At 69.6% G+C, this 19056-nt stretch carries 24 protein-coding genes; 18 read left to right on the top strand and 6 right to left on the bottom strand.

All coding sequences use genetic code 11. The features are described 5' to 3' along the window. Window positions 1-3: 3 nt before the first annotated feature. From ACTHJF_RS14260 to ACTHJF_RS14245, 4 genes are all read left to right on the top strand, one after another. The gene (locus ACTHJF_RS14260) at window positions 4-528 is read left to right on the top strand and encodes an LPS-assembly lipoprotein LptE (protein WP_440267694.1); all 525 of its coding nucleotides are present in this window, start codon (window positions 4-6) and stop codon (window positions 526-528) included. 3 nt (window positions 529-531) lie between these two features. Next, a complete protein-coding gene (gene holA, locus ACTHJF_RS14255; RefSeq protein WP_440267693.1) occupies window positions 532-1545 on the top strand; it encodes a DNA polymerase III subunit delta in 1014 nt (337 codons plus the stop codon). After that, window positions 1542-2183 carry a nicotinate-nucleotide adenylyltransferase gene (gene nadD, locus ACTHJF_RS14250; protein WP_440267692.1) on the top strand — a complete coding sequence of 214 codons (642 nt, stop codon included), beginning with the start codon at window positions 1542-1544 and terminating at the stop codon, window positions 2181-2183. Before holA ends, nadD begins: the two co-directional genes overlap by 4 nt. 116 nt (window positions 2184-2299) lie before the next feature. Beyond that, window positions 2300-2554, top strand: coding sequence for a hypothetical protein (locus tag ACTHJF_RS14245; protein ID WP_440267691.1), 255 nt, complete (start codon window positions 2300-2302; stop codon window positions 2552-2554). A 57-nt stretch (window positions 2555-2611) separates the two neighbouring features. On the opposite strand, the gene msrB is transcribed toward ACTHJF_RS14245, so the two are convergent. Next, a complete protein-coding gene (msrB, locus tag ACTHJF_RS14240) occupies window positions 2612-3217 on the bottom strand; it encodes a peptide-methionine (R)-S-oxide reductase MsrB (protein WP_440267690.1) in 606 nt (201 codons plus the stop codon). 279 nt (window positions 3218-3496) lie between these two features. Here msrB and ACTHJF_RS14235 point away from each other — a divergent pair, with 279 nt between their 5' ends. From ACTHJF_RS14235 to ACTHJF_RS14205, 7 genes are all read left to right on the top strand, one after another. Beyond that, on the top strand, window positions 3497-4021 hold the full coding sequence (locus tag ACTHJF_RS14235) for a sigma-70 family RNA polymerase sigma factor (protein ID WP_431638093.1): 525 nt from the start codon (window positions 3497-3499) through the stop codon (window positions 4019-4021). A 1-nt stretch (window position 4022) separates the two neighbouring features. Continuing rightward, a complete protein-coding gene (locus tag ACTHJF_RS14230; RefSeq protein WP_440267689.1) occupies window positions 4023-4676 on the top strand; it encodes an NrsF family protein in 654 nt (217 codons plus the stop codon). A gap of 113 nt (window positions 4677-4789) precedes the next feature. Next, window positions 4790-5119: a pentapeptide MXKDX repeat protein gene (locus ACTHJF_RS14225; protein WP_440267688.1), complete on the top strand. Its 330-nt coding sequence runs from the start codon at window positions 4790-4792 to the stop codon at window positions 5117-5119. 161 nt (window positions 5120-5280) lie between these two features. Continuing rightward, window positions 5281-5670, top strand: a complete 390-nt coding sequence (gene rsfS, locus ACTHJF_RS14220) for a ribosome silencing factor (RefSeq protein WP_431636257.1) — start codon at window positions 5281-5283, stop codon at window positions 5668-5670. A gap of 84 nt (window positions 5671-5754) precedes the next feature. Further along, window positions 5755-6225: a 23S rRNA (pseudouridine(1915)-N(3))-methyltransferase RlmH gene (rlmH, locus tag ACTHJF_RS14215; protein WP_431636258.1), complete on the top strand. Its 471-nt coding sequence runs from the start codon at window positions 5755-5757 to the stop codon at window positions 6223-6225. 56 nt (window positions 6226-6281) lie between these two features. Then, a complete protein-coding gene (locus ACTHJF_RS14210) occupies window positions 6282-6728 on the top strand; it encodes an N-acetyltransferase family protein (protein ID WP_440267687.1) in 447 nt (148 codons plus the stop codon). A 23-nt stretch (window positions 6729-6751) separates the two neighbouring features. Then, a complete protein-coding gene (locus ACTHJF_RS14205) occupies window positions 6752-7318 on the top strand; it encodes a Maf family protein (RefSeq protein ID WP_440267686.1) in 567 nt (188 codons plus the stop codon). A 16-nt stretch (window positions 7319-7334) separates the two neighbouring features. Here ACTHJF_RS14205 and ACTHJF_RS14200 read toward each other — a convergent pair whose 3' ends face one another. Further along, complete coding sequence (locus tag ACTHJF_RS14200) at window positions 7335-8219, bottom strand: lysostaphin resistance A-like protein (protein WP_440267685.1); 885 nt, start codon at window positions 8217-8219, stop codon at window positions 7335-7337. Window positions 8220-8370: 151 nt separating this feature from the next. Here ACTHJF_RS14200 and ACTHJF_RS14195 point away from each other — a divergent pair, with 151 nt between their 5' ends. Continuing rightward, entirely contained in the window at window positions 8371-9930 is a 1560-nt protein-coding gene (locus ACTHJF_RS14195; RefSeq protein ID WP_440267684.1) for a TerC family protein, read from the top strand. A 26-nt stretch (window positions 9931-9956) separates the two neighbouring features. On the opposite strand, the gene ACTHJF_RS14190 is transcribed toward ACTHJF_RS14195, so the two are convergent. Further along, window positions 9957-10352 (bottom strand): MAPEG family protein, encoded by a 396-nt coding sequence (locus ACTHJF_RS14190; RefSeq protein ID WP_440267683.1) that lies wholly within the window; start codon window positions 10350-10352, stop codon window positions 9957-9959. A gap of 113 nt (window positions 10353-10465) precedes the next feature. Between ACTHJF_RS14190 and ypfJ the strand changes: the two genes are divergently transcribed. The 4 genes from ypfJ to ACTHJF_RS14170 all read left to right on the top strand — a co-directional run bounded on the left by ypfJ (window position 10466) and on the right by ACTHJF_RS14170 (window position 12790). Then, window positions 10466-11329, top strand: a complete 864-nt coding sequence (gene ypfJ / locus ACTHJF_RS14185; protein ID WP_440267682.1) for a KPN_02809 family neutral zinc metallopeptidase — start codon at window positions 10466-10468, stop codon at window positions 11327-11329. A gap of 13 nt (window positions 11330-11342) precedes the next feature. Continuing rightward, window positions 11343-11570 carry a hypothetical protein gene (locus ACTHJF_RS14180; RefSeq protein ID WP_440267681.1) on the top strand — a complete coding sequence of 76 codons (228 nt, stop codon included), beginning with the start codon at window positions 11343-11345 and terminating at the stop codon, window positions 11568-11570. A gap of 103 nt (window positions 11571-11673) precedes the next feature. Next, window positions 11674-12060, top strand: coding sequence for a YkgJ family cysteine cluster protein (locus ACTHJF_RS14175; RefSeq protein WP_440267680.1), 387 nt, complete (start codon window positions 11674-11676; stop codon window positions 12058-12060). Window positions 12061-12271: 211 nt separating this feature from the next. Beyond that, complete coding sequence (locus ACTHJF_RS14170; protein WP_440267679.1) at window positions 12272-12790, top strand: hypothetical protein; 519 nt, start codon at window positions 12272-12274, stop codon at window positions 12788-12790. Here the strand turns inward: ACTHJF_RS14170 and ACTHJF_RS14165 are convergent, their stop codons facing one another. From ACTHJF_RS14165 to ACTHJF_RS14155, 3 genes are all read right to left on the bottom strand, one after another. Next, window positions 12791-13582 carry a dioxygenase family protein gene (locus ACTHJF_RS14165; protein WP_440267678.1) on the bottom strand — a complete coding sequence of 264 codons (792 nt, stop codon included), beginning with the start codon at window positions 13580-13582 and terminating at the stop codon, window positions 12791-12793. A 99-nt stretch (window positions 13583-13681) separates the two neighbouring features. Continuing rightward, complete coding sequence (locus ACTHJF_RS14160) at window positions 13682-15277, bottom strand: sulfotransferase (protein WP_440267677.1); 1596 nt, start codon at window positions 15275-15277, stop codon at window positions 13682-13684. Window positions 15278-15410: 133 nt separating this feature from the next. Continuing rightward, window positions 15411-17261, bottom strand: a complete 1851-nt coding sequence (locus tag ACTHJF_RS14155; RefSeq protein ID WP_440267676.1) for a DEAD/DEAH box helicase — start codon at window positions 17259-17261, stop codon at window positions 15411-15413. Between the two features lie 113 nt (window positions 17262-17374). Here ACTHJF_RS14155 and ACTHJF_RS14150 point away from each other — a divergent pair, with 113 nt between their 5' ends. Together ACTHJF_RS14150 and fghA are read left to right on the top strand one after the other, a co-directional pair. Continuing rightward, window positions 17375-18124, top strand: a complete 750-nt coding sequence (locus tag ACTHJF_RS14150; protein WP_440267675.1) for an SDR family NAD(P)-dependent oxidoreductase — start codon at window positions 17375-17377, stop codon at window positions 18122-18124. 71 nt (window positions 18125-18195) lie between these two features. Then, window positions 18196-19044 (top strand): S-formylglutathione hydrolase, encoded by an 849-nt coding sequence (gene fghA / locus ACTHJF_RS14145; protein ID WP_440267674.1) that lies wholly within the window; start codon window positions 18196-18198, stop codon window positions 19042-19044. The last annotated feature ends 12 nt before the right edge of the window (window positions 19045-19056 follow it).

The following is a 19056-nucleotide window of genomic DNA, read 5'->3' as shown; positions in this document are numbered from 1 at the left end:
TCCATGAGCCGCCTCGTGAAGCTGTCGCCCCTGCTGGTCTTGGCCCTGCTGCTGTCCGGCTGCGGTTTCCATCTGCGCCAGAGCGTGGCGCTGCCTGAGTCGATGCAGCACATCCATCTCACCGTGAACAATGGCGGTGATCTGCAACGCAACCTGGCCCGTGCGCTGCGCAACTCCGGCATCACGGTCGAGGACGCCAGCGGACCGGGCGTGGCCGAACTGGCCGTGCCGCAGGCGAGCTTCAGCACCGATTCGCTGAGCATCAGCGGCGGCGCGCGCGTCACCGAATACTCGGTGCACTACCAGGTGAAGGTCAGCGTCAGCGACTCCGCCGGCCGGGTGCTGCTGCCGCTGCAGGACATCCAGATGTCGCGCGAATACAGCTACGACGCCACCAACACCATCGGCAATGACGCTCAGGTGCAGGAGATCCAGCGCAGCCTGGTAGACGACATGGTGCAGTCGATCCTGTTCCGTCTGCAGGCGGCCGCCAAGCGCGCCGACGCCGCGGCGGCCGGCACGCCTTAAGCCATGCCGCTGGCGCCTGCGCAATGGCAGAAGATGCTGGCCGGCGATCGCCTGCACAGCGTCTACCTGCTGGCCGGCGAGGAGCTGCTGGTGCTGGAGGCAGCCGACGCGCTGCGTGCGCAGGCGCGCCGGCTCGGCTACACCGAGCGCGACGTGCTCGAGACCGGCCAGCATTTCGACTGGGATGACCTCGCCCGCGCCGCTGCCGGCATGTCGCTGTTCGCCACGCGCCGGCTGATCGACCTGCGCCTGCCCACCGGTCGCCCGGGCGTGGAGGGCGCCAAGGCGATCACCGCGTTCTGCGAGAACCCGCCACCCGACGTCACGCTGCTGATCACGGCCACCGACTGGAGCGCCAAGCACGACGGCGCCTGGAGCAAGAAGCTCGATGCCGCCGGCGCGATGGTGGTGTTCAACGCGCCGCGCCCGCACGAGTGGGCCAGCTGGATCGGCGCGCGGCTCGCTTCGCGCGGGCTAAGCGCCACGCCTGACGCCGCGGCACTGCTGGCGCAGCGGGTCGAAGGCAACCTGCTCGCTGCTGCACAGGAAGTGGACAAGCTGGTCGTGCTGCACGACGGCAAGGGCCGCATCGGCGCCGACGAGATGGAGAGCCTGGTTGCCGACAGCGCGCGCTACGACGCTTTCAAGCTCACCGATGCCGCGTTCGCCGGCGACGGCGGTCGCGCCCTGCGCGTGCTGGCCGGCCTGCGCGCCGAGGGCGAAGATCTGATCCCGATGATGGGCTGGGTGGTCAACCAGCTGCAGCTGGCGCTGCGCCTGGCCAATGCGCGCGATTTCGCCGCCCAGGCCAAGGCCGAGCGCCTGTGGCAATCGCGCGAGCAGCTGTTCCGCCAGGCGCTGCGTCGGGCACCGCGTGAACACTGGCTCAAATGCCTCGCCCGCGCGGCGCGCATCGACCGCATCGCCAAGGGCCGCGAGTTAGGTGACGCCTGGCTGGAGGCCGAGCGGCTGATCGCCGCCATGGCCGAACCGCGAGCCGCCGCCGCGCTGACATGAAGCCGCTGGCGATTCTCGGCGGCACCTTCGATCCGGTGCACATCGGCCACCTCTGTGTGGCCTGGGAGGCGGGCGAGCTGCTGGATGCCGAGGTGCATCTGCTGCCCGCTAGCGTGCCGCCGCACCGCCCGCCGCCGACCGCCTCGGCCGAGCAGCGCGTGGCCATGTTGCGCGCCGCGCTGGCCGGACAGGACCGTCTGCGGCTGGACCTGCGCGAGCTGGGGCGCACAGGCCCTTCCTACAGCGTGGACACGCTGGAGGCGCTGCGTATGGAGCACGGCGATCGTCCGCTGGTGCTGCTGATGGGCGCCGACGCCTTCGCCGGCCTGTTGACCTGGCATCGCTGGCAGCGCCTGTTCGAGCTGGCGCACCTGGGCGTGTTCGCGCGACCGGGATACCCCTCCGACTGGCCGGCAGAATTGAATGCCTGGGTGCAGGGCCGGCTGACGACGCCGCAGGACGATTGGCGCCAGCAGCCGGCCGGCCGCGTGCTGCTGCTGGACGTGACGCCGCTGGAAGTCTCTGCCACCCGCATCCGCAGCCTGCTCGCGCAGGGGCGGTCGCCGCGCTATCTGCTGCCCGAGCGTGTCGTGGATATGCCCGGTCTGCTCGATGCCTATCGGCCGGGTCAGGAGTGACGCCTGTTACTCGCGGCCTGCACGGCAGCCAGCCCTCTACGGTGTCGCTGGACAAACTTCGAGCGACAAGACCGGTGAGGCGGCAGGATCAAGGGATGTAGCGGCCTCGCACGTTGGTGGCAGTCAGCGTCGTCCTGCTGCTGGCACTGAGCGCGCGCCCGGAGCTGTTTTCCGTCGCTATGCTGGTCGTCGCGCTCGGCATCGATGGCCTGTGGCTGCTGCTCGAGCTCCAGCTGACCGGCGTGCTGCTGCCGGTGCTGCTGACAGGCCTGGCGTGGTGCCACCCGCGCGGGCGTCCGGTGGGCCGCGCGATCGAAGATTTTCTGCGCGATTGCGGCGTCCGGGTCCGGCCGTACGGCTACCTCTGGTAGACGACGCGCACGCGCTCTCCTTTAGCCGGTCAACCCGCTCAGTACCGCCGGTGGCGTTCAGGCCGTGCGCGGCACGAAGCGCAGCGCCACCGAGTTCATGCAGTAGCGCAGGCCGGTGGGGCGCGGGCCGTCGTCGAACACGTGGCCCAGGTGGCTGTCGCAGCCGGCGCAGCGGACTTCCGTGCGCACCATGCCGAAGGTGGTGTCGCGTTTTTCGATCACGTTGGCCGCGGCGATTGGTTGCCAGAAGCTCGGCCAGCCGGTGCCGGAATCGAACTCGGTAGCGGCATCGAACAGCGCCGTGGCGCAACCGGGGCAACGAAACAGGCCGGGCCGGTCGGGTTTTTCGTGGTCGCCGCTGAAGGCGCGCTCGGTACCATCCTGGCGCATTACGTAGTACGCCGCTGGGGAGAGGCGGCGGCGCCACTCGGCCTCGCTGAGCACCAGGCGTTTCACCTTGCACGGCCCCAGCGCGCGGCCATCGTCGGCGAAGCACTGCAGCGTGACTCTGCCGGCTGCATCCGGCCTGGCGGCGCCCTGGTCGCGGGCGAACAGGCGGGGCACGAACGTCAACCCGCCGAGTGCGGCCAGCGCGCCGCCGGCCAGCGTGGCGCGTAGCAGGCGGCGGCGCTCCAGCATCACGAGTTCCTGGGTACGGGACATGGGTGTTTCCTCACGATCGTTCGGTGAAGCCCTTCGGCCGTTTCTGTTCGCCGGCCGGGCTTGCGCAGTTACCTCCAGGATCTACGCAGTAACCGGGCCGCAAGATGCAGCGAATCACAGACAGGCCCTTGCCCGGAACGCCCGATGTCCGCCGTCTTGACCAACGCCCTCGCGATAGGCGTAGATGACGCCCTTGTATGGCACAGGGACGCGGTCCGGCGCGTGGATGATTCATCGCTCAGCGACAACCAGCAGGCGGACCTGCGCCGCGCCGCGTGGATGGCGGCTGCGCAGGCGGGCGACCGTGCCGCCTACGAGCGTGTGCTGGGCGAGTCGGTCGGCGTGATCCGCAGCGTGGCGCGCCGGCAGGGCGTGCCGGTGGACCTGCTCGACGACGTGGTGCAGGAAACCCTGATCACCATCCATCGCGTGCGCCATACCTATGACCCGTCGCGCTCCTACCACGCCTGGCTGGCCGCCATCGCGGCCCGGCGCGGCATCGATGCGCTGCGCCAGCACGGTCGTCGCGATCGCCGTGAGCTGCACGAGCCGCTGGCGGTCGAGAATTTCGCCGAAGAAGGCGAAGCCAGCGACGCCACCGAACACGACCAGCGCGCCGCCGCCCTGCGCGAGGCGATCGCCACGCTGCCACCGGGCCAGCGCGAAGCGGTCGAGCACCTGGGCCTGCGCGAGCGCTCGCTGGCCGAAACCGCCGAACTCACCGGGCGCTCCACCGGCGCCCTGAAAGTGAACCTGCATCGCGCCCTCAAGGCGCTGCGCGGGCGACTGCACGGAGACTCCTGACGTGGCCGACGCGCCTTCCCACGATTCGCTGATCCACGCGCTGGGCGCCGAGCTGGCGCCCGTGCGTCGGCTGCGCTCACCGTTGCAGCGGGCGATCGGCTGGACCGTGCTGCTGGCGCTGCTGGCCACGTTGCTGGCCCGGCACTACGGGCTGACGCCGATGCTCACCCGCTGGGCCGGCGCGCCGGATCTGGCCTGGGCCGGTCTGGGCGCCGTGCTGACGGCGATTGTCGCCGGCTGGGTAGCTTTTTCGCTGGGTGTACCGGGGCGTTCCGTGCGCCGCGCCTGGCTGGTGCTGCCGCCGGCGCTGCTGTGGATCGGCGCCAGCGGCATGGGCTGCCTGCGCGACTGGGTGGCGCCCGACACCGAAGTGGCCACCCTGGCGCAGACCCACGGCTGCTTCGGTTTCATCCTGACGTTCTCGCTGCCGCTGTCAGTGTTGATGGTGTGGCTGCTGCGCCGCGCCTACCCGCTGCGACCGGTGCTCACCGCGGTGATGATCGGCCTAGCCAGCGCCGCCGCATCGGCCAGCCTGCTCGAGATCTGCCACGAGTTCGACGCGGCGGCCACCGACCTGGCCATGCACGCGCTGGCGGTGGGCCTGGTGATCGGCGCCAATGCGCTGTGCGGTGGGCGGCTGATCCGGCGCGGCTGATTCAAAGCGAATGATTCAGCGCGAATGATTCGCCCGGCGTAACCGGCGCCATCGCGGCGGCGAAAGAGGGAGGTGCGGCGCCCGCTGCACACCCACTTTCAGGAGAACGTCGCATGAAAAATCTCAGCAAGCTCGCGCTCGGCCTGGCCTGCGCCGTGTTCGCCGGCAGCTTCGCCACCACCGCACTCGCGCAGGACAGCATGGCCCACGACAGCGGCGCGGCGATGCAGGGTGACGGCATGAAGCACGATTCGATGAAGCATGACTCGATGAAGCACGACGCCATGCAGGGCGACTCCATGAAGCATGACTCCATGAAGCACGATTCGATGAAACACGATGCGATGAAGCACGACGCCATGAAGGGCGATTCCATGAAGAAGGATGACGCCATGAAGGGCGACTCGATGAAGGGCGACGCCATGAAGAGCGGCGGCATGTGATTGCGTTCGGGCTCCGGCTTGCCGGAGCCCGGCGCCTGTGGCCGGGCCTGCAGCGCGCTCGTTCAGGATTCTCCGGCCGGTCCTGCGGCGGGGCGCCGGGGAGGGGCGGTATACTGCGCCGGCGCGATTCTGCGCTGTGATTTGCACCGAGGCTCCCCCTCTTGGCTAACTCTTCCCGCACCGACAAGTCGGTGACCACCTCCAAGCTGCGCCAGCACGTGATCAGCGCGCTGGAGGAACTCAAGGCCAAGGACGTTCGTGAGATCGACGTTCGCGGCCGCACGTCCATTGCCGACCTGCTGGTGATCGCCTCGGGCACCTCTGCTCGGCACGTCAAATCCATCGCTGACGAAGTGGTGAAGTTCGCCAAGAAGGCGGGCGTGATGCCGCTTGGCGTGGAAGGCGAGCAGGAGGCGGAGTGGGTGCTGGTGGACCTGGGCGACGTGATCGTCCACGTCATGCTGCCGCGCATCCGCGAGTTCTACGGCCTCGAGCGCCTGTGGACCGTCGGCGATCGCGAGCCGGACGCCAGTGCCGCCAGCGCGGGCTGACCACGCTTTTCTCGCTCTGCCGGTCGGAGAGCGGATGTCCGTGTGGCGATCTGCGCCATCTGTCTTGATTGATCTGGGCTGGCGATGCGCGCACGCCTGATCGCCGTCGGTGAGCGCATGCCCGGCTGGGTCGCCGAGGGCTTTGCCGAATACCGCAAACGGCTCTCGCACGAGCTGCCGTTGGAGTTGATCGAGCTCAAGCCCGGCGCTCGCGGCAAGGGGCGTGACGACGCCCGCGCGATCCTCGACGAAGGCGCTGCGATACTTGCCGCTATTCCGCGCGACACTCACGTGATCGCCCTCGACGGTCGCGGCAAGACCTGGTCCAGCGAAGAGCTCGCCGCGCAGCTGGGCCAGTGGCGCATGGCCGGTCGCGACCTGGCCTTCCTCATCGGCGGCCCTGACGGTCACGCGCCGGAGGTGCTGGCGCGCGCCGAGCAGCGCTGGTCGCTGGGCCCGTTGACGCTGCCGCACATGCTGGTGCGTCTGGTGCTGGCCGAGCAGCTGTATCGCGCCACCACGATCGCCGCCGGGCACCCGTACCACCGCGCCTGAGGCGCCCCGCCGCGCAGCGACGGTATGCTGTGCCGCCCACCTCCGACGAGCTGCCCATGGCCCTCAGTGTCCGTACCGCCGATATCCACGACCTCGATGCCCTCGCGCCGTTGTTCGACGCCTATCGCCAGTTCTACGGGCAGGCCGCCGACCTGCCGCGTGCACGTGCCTTCCTGGCCGAGCGCTTCGGTCATCATCAGTCGCTGATCCTGCTGGCCGAGCGCGACGGCGTGCCGGCCGGGTTCACCCAGCTCTACCCGCTGTTTTCCTCGGTGCGCACGGCGCGGGTGTATCTGCTCAACGATCTTTTCGTTGCCGCCTCGGCTCGCCGTGCCGGTGTGGCACGCGCCCTGCTTACCGCCGCGGCCGAGCGCTCGCGCGCGCTCGGCGCGGTGGGCCTGAGTCTGTCCACCGCGCTGGACAACGCACCGGCCCAGGCGCTCTACGAATCGCTGGGCTGGGTGCGCGACCGCCAGTTCTGCGAATACAGTCTCACGCTCTGAACCGGCTGCCGGCGGATCACCCCATGCTCTATCTCGCCTCGCAGTCCCCGCGTCGCCGCCAGTTGCTGGAGCAGATCGGCGTGGCCTTCCAGGTCATCGACGTGGCGGTGCCCGAGGTGCGTGCCGCCGACGAATCGCCGCGTCACTACGTGAGCCGTGTCGCCCGCGACAAGGCGCTGGCGGGCCTTGCCGCCACGGCCGACCCGCACGCCATGGTGCTCGGCAGCGATACCGAGGTGGTGCTGGACGACGAGGTATTCGGCAAGCCCGCCGATGCGGCCGATGCCGCGGCCATGCTGCGCCGGCTGTCCGGCCGCACGCACGAGGTGATCTCGGCCGTGTGGGCGGTCGATGCGCGGCATCAGGACAGCGAGGTGTGCGTGTCCCGCGTACGCTTTGCCGCGCTGGACGAGGCCGCCATCGCCGCCTACGTCGCCACCGGCGAACCGTTCGGCAAGGCCGGTGCCTACGCCATCCAGGGTCGCGGCGGCGTGCTGGTGGAGCATCTGGAAGGCAGCTATTCCGGCGTCATGGGCCTGCCGGTGTTCGAGACCGCGCGGCTGCTGGCGCGGTTCGCGCAGCGACGCTGAATCCTGCGCCGCGCGGTCAGCCTGGCGGATGCGCCACCACGAACCAGCCCGCCACCGCGAGCACGTTGTTGATGCCGTGCGCCATCACCGCCGGCCATAGCGAACCGGACTTGAGGCGCAGCCAGGCGCAGCCGAGGCCGAGCAGGGCGAGATTGGGTACGGCGTACCAGCGCCAGCCCAGGTCCGGCAGGTGGACCATGCCGAACAGCAGCGCGCTCAGGCCCATCGCCAGCGCGATGCGCGTGTTGCCCGCGGTGGCCATCGCCGGCGCTCGGCGAAAGCCGAGCAGGGACGAAAACAGCACGCCGCGGAACAGGGTTTCCTCCACCAGCGGCCCCAGCGTGACGGCCGAGAGCGCCAGCACGAGGCGCCCGCTGAGCGAGGCGCTCTGGCCCATCTGCGCAATGCTCTGGGTGACCGGGTGGCTGCCTGCCAGCAGATGGGTGAGCATGCCGCCGATGATCGGCACGCCCACGCCCAGCGCGAGGGCCGCCGCGTAGAACGCCGCGCCGGCGCTGGGCGCAAACCCGAAGCCCTGCCAGGCGGAGCCCAGGCGCCACTGGCGCGGCCAGCGCCGATGCACGATCCACAACGTGACCGAGGCGGCGATCAGCAAGGTCGCGGCGGTGACCCCGGTGCGCAGGTCCGGATTGCTCAGGGCGGCCTGCAGCGCACTCATGGTGTGGTCGCTGCTGCCCCTGGCGCCGTCGTGGGCCAAGCCGATACGCATGCCGACCACCAGCCCCACCAGCGAGCCGGCGGTAAAGCCCACTGCCAGTTGCAGGGCGAAATACAGCGCCAGCAGGCCGATCGCCTCGCCCACGCCGGGCGCGCGCACCGGGGCCGGCAGGGTCGGCGGCATCGGAGGCGGAGCGGCGAACAGTTCGGCGGAGGCATTCACGGGGGCGGTGATCCGTTTCGGTGGCAGGGCGGCTCGACGCTAGCGGGAGCGCTCGGCACGGCGCAATCCCTGCCATCGGTCATGGTGGCGCGCGGTGGCTTGTATAGTGGTGCGTCCACACACGGAGGAATCCCGCGCCGAGGCGCTGCCCATGTTCGCATTCGACTGGCTTGCCGACCCCACCGCCTGGGCCGGTCTTCTCACCCTGGTGGTGCTGGAGATCGTGCTGGGCATCGACAACCTGGTGTTTGTCGCGATCCTCGCCGACAAGCTGCCGCCTAGTCACCGCGACCGCGCCCGCATCAGCGGCCTGGCGATCGCCTTGCTCATGCGACTGTTGCTGCTCGGCGCGATGAGCTGGCTGGTCAAGCTGACCACGCCCATCGTGCAATGGCAGGGTTTTTCGCTGTCCTGGCGCGACATCATCCTGCTGCTGGGCGGGGCGTTCCTGCTGTTCAAGGCCACGCTGGAGCTGCACGAGCGACTGGAAGCGTCTGACGTGGGCGAAGGCGGTGCGCGCGCGCCGGCGAGGTTCTGGCTGGTAGTGGCGCAGATCGTGGCGCTGGACGCGGTGTTTTCGCTGGACTCGGTGATCACCGCGGTAGGCATGGTCGATCACCTGTCGGTAATGATGATTGCCGTGGTCGCCGCGATGGTGATCATGATCAGCGCCAGCAAGCCGCTCACCGCGTTCGTCAACGCGCGGCCGACGGTGATTATCCTGTGCCTGTCGTTCCTGCTGATGATCGGTTTCAGTCTGGTCGCCGAAGGCTTCGGCTTCCACATCCCCAAGGGCTACCTGTACGCGGCGATCGGCTTCTCGATCATGATCGAGGTGTTCAACCAGACCATGCGCCGCAATCGCCAGCGCAGCCTGCTCGGCAGCGCTCGACACCTGCGCGACCGCACGGCGCAAGCGGTACTGCGCCTGCTCGGTGCCGGTGGCGTGGAGGACGAGGGCGAAGCGAGCAAGCCGTCTGCCGGCACCGACGAGGAAGCTCCCGCGGTGGCGGTGTTCGGCAAGGACGAGCTGTCAATGGTGCAGGGCGTGCTGGATCTGGCTCAGCGCCCGGTGCGCTCGATCATGACGCCGCGCCCGGAGATCCGCTGGATCGATCCGCGCGATGACCTGCCGACCGTGCGACGCGAGCTGGCCGAGGCCGGCCACAGCTGGCTGCCGCTGGCCCACGACGACCTGGACGATCTGCTCGGCGTGGCGTCCACGCGCGACCTTCTGGCCAGCCTGCTCGACCACGGTCGGATCGAGCTGGACAGCGTGGTGCGCAAGCCGCTGATGGTGCTCGAGTCGCTCAGCGTGCTGCGGCTGATCGACGAGTTCCGCCGCGCGCCGCTGCAGGTGGCGCTGGTGGTGGACGAATACGGCAGCCTGCTCGGCCTGGTCACGCCCAGCGACGTGCTGGAGGTGATCGCCGGCGAGTTTCCCGATGCGCTGGGCAGCGATCCGTCGGCCAGTCAGAACGAAGACGGCACTTGGCTGTTCGACGCCGGGCTGGACGTGCGCCGCGCCGAACAGCTGCTCGGCCAACGACTGAATGTGGACGACAGTTTCTCGACCCTGGCCGGCCTGGTGCTGCAGCAGCTTGGACGTTTCCCCCAGGTGGGCGATGGCGTGGTCGCCGATGGCTGGCGCTTCGAGGTGGTCGCGATGGACGGCGCACGCATCGATCGACTGCGCGTGGCGCCGGCTTAGCCGACGCCACACCGCGGACACGGCGTTCAGCTCACCAGCAGGGCGCGCACCACGCCGATCGCCGCTAGCACCAGCACCACCAGCCACGCCACCATGCCGGTGACGAAACCGCCGCCGCGCTTGGCCGGGTCCGCCAGGTAGGCGGCGAAGTACCACACGCGCCCGACGATCCACACCAGCCCGGCGATGCCCGCCCAGCCGGCGAAGCCGTGGGTGGCGGCAAGCCACAGTGTGGGCAGGAACAGCACGGTCTGCTCGATGGTGTTCATCTGCACGCGGTAGGCGCGCTCGAAGCCTTCGTGGCCGCTGGTAGCCGGCGCCTTGATGCTGTACTTGCCGCGGGCGCTGCTGACCGCGAACACGGTGGCGGCGAGCAGCAGCACGTTGAGCAGGGTGACCAGGGCGGGCAGTTGCTGGAGCATCGTCGATCCTTCTGGAAATGTCGGCGCAGGTGCCGGGTGTCGATCGTGGCAGGAGCCGGAGCGAGGCGCTATCGTCTGGAGAGGGCGCCGGCGGACGGCGTGGGAGATCAGCCATGCGTTGGCAGAAGGGGCGTCGCAGCGACAACGTGGTGTTCGATGACGGCAGCGGTGGCGGCGGGCCGCGCTTCGGCGGCGGTCGCGGGCTGGGGCTGGGCGGCATCGTGATCCTGGCCATCCTCGGGCTGGTGTTCTTCAAGGACCCCACCGCGCTGCTCAGCCAGGTCGACACCGGCGGCGGCAGCACGGCACCGGCGACCACGCCGGCCAACGCCAACGATCCGCAGGTGGATTTCGTGCGCGCCATCCTCGGCGACACCGAGGACGAATGGGGCCAGATCTTCGCCCAGCAGGGGCGCCACTACGAGCAGCCCAAGCTCACCCTGTTCTCCGGCCGGGTGAACACCGCCTGCGGAGCGGCCACGGCGGCGGTGGGGCCGTTCTACTGCCCGGGCGATCGCCACGTATACCTGGATCTGGCGTTCTTTCAGGAGCTGCAGGACCGCTTCCACACCACGGGCGACTTCGCTCGCGCCTACGTGATCGCCCACGAAGTGGGCCACCACGTGCAGAACCTGCTGGGCGTGTTCGACAAGGTGGATGCCGCGCGTCGCCAAGGCGCCACACTGCAGGGCGCCAATGGCCTGTCGGTGCGCCAGGAGCTGCAGGCCGACTGCCTCGCCGGGGTCTGGGCGCACGCCGCCGAGCAGCGCAACCAGTGGTTGGATCCGGGCGACATGGAGACCGCGCTCAACGCCGCCAGCCAGATCGGCGACGACACCTTGCAGCGCGAGTCACGCGGCGAGGTGATGCCCGATTCGTTCACTCACGGCACCTCGGCGCAGCGCGTGCACTGGTTCAAGGCCGGCTTCGACAGCGGCGACGTGGGCCAGTGCAACACGTTCGCCGGCCCGGTCTAACAGGAGCCTGGCGATGTCGGGCATGGCGCTGGGGATTCCGATCGGGCTGGCGATGGGCATGGGCAGTGGTATCGCCATTGGCATGGCCAGCGGCACGCAGGCCGGCCGTCGGCAGGCCTGCAAGGACGCGGCGGCGTGGCTGCAGCAGAACGGTGTCGTGCTGACCACGCCAGACGGCGATGTGTTGGATGCCCAGGCCCTGCTGACGGTGGTCGGCGGCCGGTCCGGCAACCGCGGCTAAATGCCGCCGCTGACCGGCCCCGTTCGGCACGCTCCGCCGTGCCTTTGCTCGCTCTAGAATCCGCGCGCTGCGCGCCTCGGGGTGCGCCACTCCCGGTCCATCCATGCTGCATCCCTGCCTGCGCTGCGGCGCGTGCTGCGCGCACTTTCGCGTCGCCTTCCATTGGTCGGAGGCCGAATCGTTCCTCGGCGGCGAAGTGCCCGCCGAACTTACCGCCAAGCTCGATCCGCACCGGCTGGTGATGCGCGGTACCGAGTCCAAGCCGGTGCGCTGCGTGGCGCTGCAGGGCGAGGTGGGCGTGCAGGCGAGCTGCGGCATCTACGCGCAGCGCCCGTCGGTATGCCGCGAGGTGCTGCCGTCCTGGGAGTTCGGCGCGCCCAGCGCGCAGTGCGACAAGGCGCGCGCTGCGCACGGGCTGGCGCCGCTGACGCCGCAGGACTGGATTGATCCCAGCGGCGCGGATGTGCCGCCGCTGCCACGCAGCGCCTGATCGTCGTCGCGCCAGCGCTGCGCGGCCTCCGTTATCCCGCCGACCTCTCTCGTACCGTCCTGGCCCCGGGAAGAATGCTTGCGGCTGAAGGATTACGCTCTTAATCTGCACGAGAATTACGGACGTAATCCAAAGGTGAGCCATGAAAAACCAGCACGAAGCGCGGCATGCACACAGGGCGTGGAACCGCATGGCGACCCGGAGAACGGTGATGGCCTGCATGATGCTGGCTGGGCTCGCCAGTTGCGCCCGCCATGCCGTGCGTACCGATACCCCGCCTTCCAACGAGGGCGACGCGTCCTGGCACGCGGTGGAGCCGCCGGACACCGTGCATTACCAGCTCGCCATGGGCGAGGTATCCAGCGGCGCCACCACCATCGAGCGCGTCACCCCGGTGTATCCGGCGGCGCAGCTGGCGGCCTGTCCACCGGTGGTGGAAGTCACCGCCAAGCTGATCGTCGATCGCGCCGGCAAGGTCACTGAAGTGCGCCCCGGCAACGCAGCCTCGGCGCAAGCGGATCTCGCCCCGTATCTCGGCGCCACGCGGGCGGCGGCGCTGCGCTGGCAGTTCAATCCACTGCAGATCAACCACTGGGCCGCCGACGCCAACGGCGAGAGCCACGTGGTGGACAGCCGCACCGAGCCTTTCAGCCGGGACTACCTGTTCCGCTTCACCTGCCGCGCCGGCAAGGCGCAGGTCTCGGCCGGCGACAGGCCGGCCTCGGGCTGATCAGGCGGCGGTGTCGAAGCGGTAGATGTCCATCGCCAGGATCCCCAAGTCGATGCCGGCATCCAGCCGCTGCGCTCGCGCGCCTTCACCGGCAGCACCCAGCGCCACGAACAGCGGCAGCAGATGCTCGTCGGTGGGATGCGCGCGCTCGGCGAACGGCGCCTGCCGGCGATAGTCGAGCAGGGCGGCCGTGTCGCCTTCGGCGAGGCGCTGCTCGATCCAGCGAACGAACGGCTGCACATACGGCGCCTCGCGCTCGGCGCTGTAGCCGGCGGCGAGATCGTGCAGGTTGTGGGTGATCGAGCCCGAACCAATCATCAGCACGCCGTCCTCGCGTAGCGGGGCCAGCGCACGCCCTACCGCCAGCTGATGTGCCGGGCCGTCGTGCGGCTGGATCGACAGCGGCACCACCGGGATGTCCGCTGCCGGATACATCAGTCGCAGCGGCACCCACACGCCGTGGTCCAGGCCGCGCGAGGTATCCACGGCCGCCGGCAGGCCGGCGTCTTCGAGTCGCTGTGCGACCTCGTCAGCCAGTGCCGGATCGCCCGGTGCCGGATAGCGCAGCTGGTAGAGCGCCGGCGGGAACCCGCCGAAGTCGTGCACCGTCTCCGGTTGCGCGGCGCCACCCACCCGCGGGCTGCGCGCCAGGTAATGCGCGCTGGCCACCACGATCGCGCGCGGGCGTGGCAGCGTCGCAGCGAGTTCAGCCAGTCGTGCGCCGGTGGCACCGGGCCGCAGCGCGGTCATCGGCGAACCGTGTGAAACGTAAAGGCTGGGCAGGCGGGTCATGGTGCTCTCCGGGGAATATGCCAAACATAAGGCCAGTGCCCGGTGTTTTCGCCGTCACGTAGCGCGACAGCCTGTTGCCCGGCGCGAACGCTGCGCAGCTCAGCCGGCGTCGACGAGCGCCCGGCGCAGCGGATCGAGCAGGGCGCCGTAGTGCGCCGCGCGGGCGGTATCGCGGCGCAGCGGCTGGCGCACCTGGGAAGCGCTGGGCGTGCGTACGCTGCGCATGGCGCGGTGGTAGTCGAGGCAGGCGGCGTCGAAGGGAAGATCGCAGAACACCAGCAGCGCGCGGATCTCGCGCTCCGGGTCATCCAGCAGCGCCTCGTAGCGCTGTATGCGCACGCGCTGCGGCTGCTCGACCTGCCAGGTCGCCATGGCGCGCTGGTAGTCGCGTGTGTAGGCGCCGATGTCGGTGAGATCGCAGGCGAAGTGCGGCAGCCGGTAGAACTGCTGCTTGAAGCATGACCAGCCCGCTTCCAGCGCGTCGCGCCGCGCATCGACGATGCGTGCGCCCGGCAGCATGGCGCCGAGCAGGCCGGCATAAAGCCAGTTCTCGGGCATCTTGTCGGTGTGCCGCGCGCGCTGCATGCGCCAGCGCGCGGTGCGTTCCAGATAGCGCTGGCCCAACCGTTGCCAGTCGTTCGCGGTGGCTGTCGTCATCCACGCCAGGAGTGGCTGCTGGCGCCGGTGGGATTCCTCGGCGATCACCGCCTCCAGATCGTCCAGCTCGCTGGCGCCCTCCACCTCGGGATGTGCGGCGAGGACCTGTTCGAACAGGGTGGAGCCCGAGCGCGGCAGGCCGACGATGAAGATCACTTCGTGCCCCAGCGTGGCGTCCAGCGGTGCCGGCAACTGGCGACCGGCCTCGATCACCCGGGCGACGTGGGTGCTGAAGGTGGGCGCGTGCCACGGCGCCAGCTGGCGCATGCGCGCGTTGGCGGCGGCGAGTGCGGCAAAGGCGTCTTCGTAACGGCCCCGATCCTCCAGCGCCTTGCCCAGTGCGAAGCCCATCGCGATGCGGTCGCTGTCCGCCACGTCGGCGCGTTGCTCCAGGGTGGACAGCGTGGTGACGTCCTCGTCGCGCAACGGCTGCGTCTTGATGTTGGCCAGACCGCGCCAGGCGTCGCCGCAGGCCGGATGGCGCGCCAGCGCGGCGCGGTAATGCGCGGCGGCCTCGTCGAAGCGCCCCAGGTGCACCAGCGCATCGGCGGCAAGGATGTTCGCGGGCAGCAGCTCCGGCGCCAACCCGGCGGCCCGCTGCAGCGCACTTACCGCCTCCTCGCTGTCGCCAAGCTGCTGCAGGTTGCGGCCGAGGTTGAACCAGGCCATGGGGTAATCCGGCGCCGCCACGCAGGCCTGTCGCCACGAATGCAGCGCGGCGGCGATGTCGCCGCTGTTCGCCTGCGCGGTGGCCAGATCGTTCAACACCAGCGCGTCGTGCGGCGCCAGCGCGAGCGCCTTGCGCAGCACGGCGATGGCGTCCTCGATGCGGCCGCGCCGGGTGGCGGCGATGCCCTGCATGCGCAGCACTTCGACATGGCGCGGGGCCAGTCGCTGCAACGCATCGAGCAGGCGCTCGGCGACGTCGAGCTGGCCATCGCGGATCGCCCGGGCGGCAGCGTGCAACTGCTCGCGCTGCGAGACGGACAGGCCGCTCAGGCGTGGATCGACACCGGGACGGGGCGGGGCGGTGTTCATGAGGCGAATCGGGCGAAGGTCATCGGCCGATGGTACGGGGCCGGCTGTCGTCAGGGCGAGCGCCACGTCGCGCAAGGGTCGCCAAAGCACGAAACCCGCGCCGAGGCGCGGGTTTCGTGGTGGAGCGGATCGCTCAGTACTTGCGGCGCGGTGGCTTGCCGCCGCCGGGGCGCGGCTTGCCCTTGAAGCCGCCCGGACGCGGGCCGCCGGTGCGCGGCGGCGGGCGATCGGCGGCGCCGTCGTCCTTGCCGTCCCATTCGTGGATGCGCAGCTGGTGCTGCACCACCCAGACCTTCTTCAGGTGCTCGAACACTTCCTTGGGCATGCCGTCGGGCAGGTCGATCAGGCTGTACTCACCACGGATGCTGAGGCGGCCGATGAAGCTGCTTTCCAGCCCCGCCTCGTTGGCGATGGCGCCGATGATGTTGCCCGGCTTCACGCCGTGCTCGTGACCCACCTCGATGCGATAGGTGCGCTTGCCTTCCTCGGTGACGTGGGCGCGCTGCACCGGGCGCGAGAACGACTCACGCGGGTTGCCTGCGTCGTGGCCCCGCGGTTCGCGCTCGTGGCGGGCGCCGCGTTCCGCGCGGTCGTGGTTGCGCTCGCGCGGTTCGTGCTCGCGCGGCGTGAACTCGCGCTTGGGCGGCGGCGTCAGCAGCAGTGGCTGGTCGCCCTGGGCGATGCGCGCCAGCGCGGAAGCGATCTCGATCGCCGGCACGTTGTGCTCCTGCTCGTACTGCTCGATCAGCTGCTGGAAAAACTCCAGTTCGCCCTGCGCCAGGGTGTCGCTGATGCGCTGCTTGAACTTGCCGATGCGCACGTCGTTGACCGCCTCGACGGTGGGCAGCTTCATCTCCTCGATCGGCTGGCGGGTGGCGCGTTCGATCGCGCGCAGCATGCCCTTCTCGCGCGGCGTGACGAACAGGATCGCCTCGCCAGCGCGCCCGGCGCGACCGGTACGACCGATGCGGTGCACGTAGCTCTCGGTGTCGTACGGGATGTCGTAGTTCATCACGTGGGTGATGCGCTCCACGTCCAGTCCGCGCGCGGCCACGTCGGTGGCCACGAGGATGTCGAGCTTGCCGTCCTTGAGCTGCTGGATCACCCGCTCGCGCTGCGGCTGGGCAATGTCGCCGTTGATCGCGGCGGCGGCCAGGCCGCGCGCCTGCAGCTTCTCGGCCAGCTCCTCGGTGGCCTGCTTGGTGCGCGCGAAGATGATCATCGCGTCGAACGGCTCGGCCTCCAGGATGCGGGTGAGCGCGTCGAGCTTGTGCAGGCCGCTGACCCACCAGTAGCGCTGGCGGATGTTCGCCGCGGTGGTGGTGGAGGACTTGATGGTGACTTCCACCGGGTCCTTCAGGTGCTTCTGCGCGATCTTGCGGATCACCGTGGGCATGGTGGCCGAGAACAGTGCCACCTGGCGTGTCGGCGGGGTGGCCTCGAGCACTTTCTGCACGTCGTCGATGAAACCCATGCGCAGCATTTCGTCGGCTTCGTCGAGCACCAGGTACTTCAGCTCGGACAGATCCAGCGTGCCCTTGTCCAGGTGATCGATCACGCGGCCGGGCGTGCCCACCACCACCTGCACGCCGCGGCGCAGCGCCTGCAGCTGTGGGCCATAGCTCTGCCCGCCGTAGATCGGCAGCACCTGCAGCCCCGGCATGTGCGTGGCGTAGCGCTGGAACGCCTCGGCCACCTGGATCGCCAGCTCGCGCGTGGGCGCCAGCACCAGCGCCTGCGGCTTGCCGGGCTTGAGCTCGATGCGCGAGAGGATCGGCAGCGCGAACGCGGCGGTCTTGCCGGTGCCGGTCTGCGCCTGGCCGAGTACGTCGCGCCCTTCCATCAGCGGCGGGATGGTGGCGGCCTGGATCGGCGAGGGCGACTCGTAGCCGACATCGGCCAGCGCGCGCAGGATGGCCGGATTCAGCCCAAGCGCAGTGAAGCCGGCGGTAGCCGGGGCGGAGTCGGGGGACGGGGATGACATCGGGGAACCTCGGGGTGGCACGCCGGACGGCGCGCGGAAAATGGGCGCTATTGTAGCAGGCTGCGGGCATGTGGCCCGTCTCGTAAAACGTTCAAGGCACAGGAGATTCAGGCATGGCGAAGCGTCTGGTGGAAAAGGTCGCGCTGGTGACGGGCGCGTCCTCCGGGATCGGTGAGGCGACGGCGATCGCCCTGGCCGAGGAAGGTGCGCGCGTGGCGGTGACGGCGCGCCGCCACGACCGGCTGCAACGGCTGGCTGCCGAACTGGCCGCGCTGGGCGCCGAACCGCTGGTGCTGGAGGCCGACCTGCTCGATGAGGTTGACGCCCAGCGCGTGGTGCGCGACACCGAGGCGCATTTCGGACGTCTGGACGTCCTGGTCAACAACGCTGGCGTGATGTACCTGGAGCCGGTGGCCGAGGCCGACCTGGGCCGCTGGCGGCAGATGCTGGAGCTCAACGTGCTCAGCCTGATCGCGTCCACCCAGGCCGCGCTGCCGGGTATGACGACGCGCCACGACGGCCACATCGTCAACATCTCCTCCACCGCTGGGCGCATCGCCAACCCGAATGCCGCGGCGTACTCGGCGACAAAGTTCGGCGTGGTGGCGTTTTCCGAGGCGCTGCGGCGCGAGGTGTATCAGCACGGCATCCGCGTGAGCGTGATCGAGCCGGGCGTGGTGCAGACCGAGCTGCGCGATCACATCGGCCACGCCGCCACCAAGGACGCGCTCAATGCCTGGGCCGACTCCATGCGTCAGCTGCAGTCGCGCGACGTGGCCGAGGTGATCGCGTTCTGCGTGACGCGCCCGCCGCACGTCAACATCAACGAGATCCTGATGCGGCCCACCGACCAGGAACGTTGAGCGCTTCGAAGCGCTGCGTTGTGGATGGCGGCTTATGATCGACATCTTGTGTTGATTCCACGGAGGCGGTGATGGACGGTTTCGAGACTCTTTCCGAGCAGGCCTGTTTCGGCGGCGTGCAGGGCTTCTATCGCCACGCCTCCACCAGCTGCGCAGGGTCGATGCGGTTCGCCGTCTACCAGCCGCCGCAGGCGGTGCAGGGCAAGTGCCCGGTGCTGTACTACCTAGCCGGCCTCACCTGCACCGAGGAGACCGCCACCATCAAGGCCGGCGCCCAGCGACTGGCCGCGCAGTTCGGTCTGGTGCTGGTGATGCCCGACACCAGCCCGCGCGATACCGGCATCGAGGGCGCCACCGGCGACTGGGAATTCGGCGAGGGTGCGGGCTTCTACGTCGATGCCACGCAGGCGCCCTATGCGGAGCGATTCAACATGCATCGTTACGTGGTGGAGGAACTGCCGGCGCTGGTCGCGCGGCATTTCCCGGTCGACCTCGAACGCAGCGGCATCTTCGGCCACTCGATGGGCGGCCACGGCGCGCTGACCGTCGCCCTGCGTCACCCCGAACGCTATCGCTCGGTATCGGCGTTCGCGCCGATCGTGGCGCCCAGCCAAGTGCCATGGGGCCGCAAGGCGCTGCCGAAATACCTGGGCGAGGATCGTGCGGCCTGGGCCGACTACGACGCCTGCGAACTGGTCCACCGGCAGAGCTTTCCGGGCACGATTCTGATCGATCAAGGCGAGGCGGATAAATTCCTGGAAGCGCAGCTCAAGCCCGAGTTGTTCGACCAGGCCTGCGCCGAGGCCGGTCAGCCGCTGCTGCTGCGCCGCCACCTCGGCTACGACCACAGTTATTGGTTCATCAGCACCTTCATGGAAGACCACCTGCGCCACCACGCCAAGGCGCTGGGCCTCCTGTAGGAGCCCGCTGCC

Source organism: Dyella sp. (assembly GCF_051962475.1).
Lineage (GTDB): Bacteria > Pseudomonadota > Gammaproteobacteria > Xanthomonadales > Rhodanobacteraceae > Dyella_A.
This window is presented reverse-complemented; position numbering and strand designations above follow the sequence as displayed.

What these genes read in the sequence shown, in the direction of transcription:
- ACTHJF_RS14260 (WP_440267694.1), top strand. Translation starts at nt 4, where the DNA reads ATGAGCCGCCTCGTGAAGCTGTCGCCCCTGCTGGTCTTGGCCCTGCTG.
- holA (WP_440267693.1), top strand. Translation starts at nt 532, where the DNA reads ATGCCGCTGGCGCCTGCGCAATGGCAGAAGATGCTGGCCGGCGATCGC.
- nadD (WP_440267692.1), top strand. Translation starts at nt 1,542, where the DNA reads ATGAAGCCGCTGGCGATTCTCGGCGGCACCTTCGATCCGGTGCACATC.
- msrB (WP_440267690.1), bottom strand. Translation starts at nt 3,217, where the DNA reads ATGTCCCGTACCCAGGAACTCGTGATGCTGGAGCGCCGCCGCCTGCTA.
- ACTHJF_RS14235 (WP_431638093.1), top strand. Translation starts at nt 3,497, where the DNA reads ATGGCGGCTGCGCAGGCGGGCGACCGTGCCGCCTACGAGCGTGTGCTG.
- ACTHJF_RS14225 (WP_440267688.1), top strand. Translation starts at nt 4,790, where the DNA reads ATGAAAAATCTCAGCAAGCTCGCGCTCGGCCTGGCCTGCGCCGTGTTC.
- rlmH (WP_431636258.1), top strand. Translation starts at nt 5,755, where the DNA reads ATGCGCGCACGCCTGATCGCCGTCGGTGAGCGCATGCCCGGCTGGGTC.
- ACTHJF_RS14210 (WP_440267687.1), top strand. Translation starts at nt 6,282, where the DNA reads ATGGCCCTCAGTGTCCGTACCGCCGATATCCACGACCTCGATGCCCTC.
- ACTHJF_RS14205 (WP_440267686.1), top strand. Translation starts at nt 6,752, where the DNA reads ATGCTCTATCTCGCCTCGCAGTCCCCGCGTCGCCGCCAGTTGCTGGAG.
- ACTHJF_RS14195 (WP_440267684.1), top strand. Translation starts at nt 8,371, where the DNA reads ATGTTCGCATTCGACTGGCTTGCCGACCCCACCGCCTGGGCCGGTCTT.
- ACTHJF_RS14190 (WP_440267683.1), bottom strand. Translation starts at nt 10,352, where the DNA reads ATGCTCCAGCAACTGCCCGCCCTGGTCACCCTGCTCAACGTGCTGCTG.
- ypfJ (WP_440267682.1), top strand. Translation starts at nt 10,466, where the DNA reads ATGCGTTGGCAGAAGGGGCGTCGCAGCGACAACGTGGTGTTCGATGAC.
- ACTHJF_RS14180 (WP_440267681.1), top strand. Translation starts at nt 11,343, where the DNA reads ATGTCGGGCATGGCGCTGGGGATTCCGATCGGGCTGGCGATGGGCATG.
- ACTHJF_RS14175 (WP_440267680.1), top strand. Translation starts at nt 11,674, where the DNA reads ATGCTGCATCCCTGCCTGCGCTGCGGCGCGTGCTGCGCGCACTTTCGC.
- ACTHJF_RS14170 (WP_440267679.1), top strand. Translation starts at nt 12,272, where the DNA reads ATGGCCTGCATGATGCTGGCTGGGCTCGCCAGTTGCGCCCGCCATGCC.
- ACTHJF_RS14165 (WP_440267678.1), bottom strand. Translation starts at nt 13,582, where the DNA reads ATGACCCGCCTGCCCAGCCTTTACGTTTCACACGGTTCGCCGATGACC.
- ACTHJF_RS14160 (WP_440267677.1), bottom strand. Translation starts at nt 15,277, where the DNA reads ATGAACACCGCCCCGCCCCGTCCCGGTGTCGATCCACGCCTGAGCGGC.
- ACTHJF_RS14155 (WP_440267676.1), bottom strand. Translation starts at nt 17,261, where the DNA reads ATGTCATCCCCGTCCCCCGACTCCGCCCCGGCTACCGCCGGCTTCACT.
- ACTHJF_RS14150 (WP_440267675.1), top strand. Translation starts at nt 17,375, where the DNA reads ATGGCGAAGCGTCTGGTGGAAAAGGTCGCGCTGGTGACGGGCGCGTCC.
- fghA (WP_440267674.1), top strand. Translation starts at nt 18,196, where the DNA reads ATGGACGGTTTCGAGACTCTTTCCGAGCAGGCCTGTTTCGGCGGCGTG.